This is a genomic window from Pseudomonas pseudonitroreducens (assembly GCF_021603645.1).
Lineage (GTDB): Bacteria > Pseudomonadota > Gammaproteobacteria > Pseudomonadales > Pseudomonadaceae > Pseudomonas > Pseudomonas pseudonitroreducens.
On sequence record NZ_BQHJ01000032.1, the window covers coordinates 1 to 2,933 of the forward strand.

General features: G+C 60.7%; 3 protein-coding genes. 1 reads left to right on the forward strand and 2 read right to left on the reverse strand.

Annotated elements, in window-relative coordinates; genetic code table 11:
• Positions 1-2,248 (reverse strand): phage tail tape measure protein (locus L6D89_RS32215; protein WP_236202321.1); only part of this gene is annotated, 2,248 nt, incomplete at its 3' end.
• On the opposite strand from L6D89_RS32215, the gene L6D89_RS32220 reads away from it, so the two are divergent.
• On the forward strand, positions 2,247-2,420 hold the full coding sequence (locus L6D89_RS32220) for a hypothetical protein (RefSeq protein WP_236202322.1): 174 nt from the start codon (positions 2,247-2,249) through the stop codon (positions 2,418-2,420). The genes L6D89_RS32215 and L6D89_RS32220 overlap by 2 nt on opposite strands.
• A gap of 100 nt (positions 2,421-2,520) precedes the next feature.
• Here the strand turns inward: L6D89_RS32220 and L6D89_RS32225 are convergent, their stop codons facing one another.
• A complete protein-coding gene (locus L6D89_RS32225; protein ID WP_236202323.1) occupies positions 2,521-2,865 on the reverse strand; it encodes a hypothetical protein in 345 nt (114 codons plus the stop codon).
• Positions 2,866-2,933 lie beyond the last annotated feature (68 nt).

Below are 2,933 nucleotides of genomic sequence, written 5' to 3' on the forward strand. Positions count from 1 at the left end.
TCTCGGCCGCTTCCTGGGCCTCGGCTGCGGCAGCCTGGTCAGCTGTCATCTGCTGCAGCGCCTCGCGGTACTCGCGAGCACGCTTGGCCGCTGCCAGGGCCTCATTGCTCACCGGTGCGGTGGGGCCGTCGCGCTTCATGTCGTTGCGACTGGTCAGCTCGGACTGCTTGCGGTAGTGCTCTTCTGCCAGACGCAGCGACTCGGCATAGGCCTTGCGCTGCTCGGCATTCATCCGAGCCAGCGCCTCGGCCGGCTGGATCACCACGTCGGCGTACTTAGTCGTTGCCGTGATGGTGTCGTTCAGCGCCTTCTCGTAGTCCAGCTGGCTCTTGGTGAGTTCCTGGTTCTGTTTGTGGAGGTTGTACAGCTCCAGGAGATTGCTGCCGGTCCAGGCGACTAGGCCCAGAGCTAGGGAGCCCTTTGCCACAGATGCCCAGCCGGCGACGGTTTTCAGCGAGGCAGCCAGGGTGCCAAGCTGGCCGATCAGCGACGAGATACCAGGGCCTGCACTAGGTAGAGCCGTAAGAGCTGCCTTGAGAATCAAGGCAGGTTCCTTCATGGCCGCGAACACTTTGGCGGCAGTGAAGCCAACAGCAACCAGTCCAGTTGTGGCAACAAGGAATGCCTTTACTGGCTCAGGCAACATGCCAAAAAGTTCCAGAGCCCTTGACGCCCAATCCAGCAGCGGCGCGAAGGACTCAGCGACCTCGCCAAGTTGCAACTTGAACTCACGCCAAGAGGCATTGAAGCGATCCAGCTCAGCCTGCGGCGTGTCGGACATCTTGGCGTAGGCCGCCTCCATGGAACCGCCAGCCTCGCCCATGGCTGTCACTTCGGTGCGCATTTCTTTGATGTACTGGGTAAGACTCAGTACAGCGGTGCGTGCTTCGACATCCGGGATGATCTGGCGCATGGCATCAAGGCCGAGCTTTCTGGATGCGATGTCTTCCAGGGTGGCGGTAAGCCCCTTCCAACTGATGCCCATCTCGGCCATCTTCTTCTGTGCATCTGGCGTCGGCGCGGCCAGGGCGTTGATGGCGCCCTTCAATGCGGTGGTGGCCTGCGGTGTCTTGATGCCCGCGATGGTCATCCGAGCGATAGCCGCCGCGACCTCATCGAAACCAACACCAGCGGCTTTGGCTGTGGGCAGGACATCACCAATGAACTGGGCCAGCTCAGGGAAGGTAGTCACGCCATCCTTGACCGCCAGAAACATTTGGTCGTAGCGGAGCCCAAGGTTCTCGATGCCCTCACCGTAGGCGTTGACGATGGCCAGACCACCAGCTGCGGCGGTGCCGGTTTCGGTCATCCCTGCGATTGCTGCCTTGATGGACAGCTCCAGGACCTTGATGCCGTTGTCCTCTGATACACCCGAGGACAGGATGTCGTTCAGTGCAGATGCCGACTCGGTTGCGTCACGCCCATAGGCAACCGCCAGATCCCGCACGTCCTTGGACATTTCTTTGAGCTGGGGGCGCGTCAAGTTGGTGATGGAGTCAACCGCCGCCATGGCCTGGGCAAACTTGGCGTAGAACTCCAGGAGCTGCTTTCCGCCATAGATCAGAGCGCCTAGACCAGCCACAGCCAGGCCGGCCTCGATCTGCACCTGGCGCAGCGAACCTGCCCAGCCAGTAGTCTGCTGGGTCAGTTGTTCGGTTCGCTGCTGCAGATTGATCTGAGCTTGGGCCAGCTCAACCGTGGACAGTTGCCCATCACGCTGCAGGAGCGCGTACTGTTGCCGGAGCTTCTCAATCTCGGCACGCACTTCGCGATGGGGACGAACGCCCAGCGCCTGGCGAGCGCCTGCGATTCGCGCCTGCTGGTCGGCGGCCGCGCTGGCCTGTGCCAAATCTTCCGAGAGGCGTTTCTGTTCGTTGCTCAGATAGTTGGTGTCAACGCCTGCAGACTTGAGCGAGGCGGACAGTTGGGCGAGCTGCGACTTTTGACCGCTGATCGCCTGCTCAAGAGATTTAGCCTCCGTCGTCGCCGCCCGGTAGGCCATCTGCTGGGCTTTGGTGGGCTTCTCAGAGGCGATCAGCTCGTTAGCCAGGTCACGTACTCGGTCCCGGACATCGTTGAGCTGTTTGCTGTTCTCGACTAGGCTCGCCTGTAAATCGCGCACGGACGCGATCTGATTCAGCGGGCGCTGCAGTTGCTCCACCAGGGCCGAGTAACCAGCCTTGAACTGCTGCAGTTCATTGCGGCCCTGACTGGCATCGACACTTACTGAGAGACGGACATCAGTCATGAAGATTTATCACCTGGTAGTGCCACTAGCACTGATCTGTGTTCTGTTCCCTAAGGCCTTTTCTTGGGTTATGGGAGCAGCGTTGCTGTTGCTGTTCGTGCTTTTCCTGGCGGGAATGCTCTTCAAGCCCCTTTTCCCTGCCTCAGCTGAGAAGGCGAAGAAGGAGGACTAGCTGCCCGCCTTCATCCGCTCTGCCGCTTCAATCGCCTCGTCGACCGCCGACTGCCACGTACCCCAGGGGTAAGCCCACACCCCGGTATGCCCCTGACGAATCAGGGCACTAGCGTTTCTTTCGAGCCTTCGGAGAGCTTCCCGAGGACTTGTTTCCCCACCTCCACGATTCGCTCGCGCAGGCCGAAAAAATCCGTGTTCACCTCGCGGGTCGCTTCGAACACCTTTCGCAGCTGACTGGGCGCCAGGTCGTCCAACTGATCGACATCGAGGTCAGTCATCAGGGCCAGCTCAGTCAGGCTGATCTCTGGCAGGAGCGCGCTGCTTATCACGTCGCTGCTGTCACCCTCGGCCATCATCTTGAGCAGGTGGCGAATCTCGCCCACTGTCAGCTCGCGCACTTCCACGCTGATCTCGCCCAGGGGAATGGTCTTAGTCAGAGCCATGCTCATCTTCGGAAACTCCAGGAGCCGGCCCCTTGCGGGGCCGGGAAGGTGGAAGGGTTACAGCCAGT

Coding starts and splice junctions, on each gene's coding strand:
- L6D89_RS32225 (WP_236202323.1), bottom strand. CDS start 2,865: ATGGCTCTGACTAAGACCATTCCCCTGGGCGAGATCAGCGTGGAAGTG.
- L6D89_RS32220 (WP_236202322.1), top strand. CDS start 2,247: ATGAAGATTTATCACCTGGTAGTGCCACTAGCACTGATCTGTGTTCTG.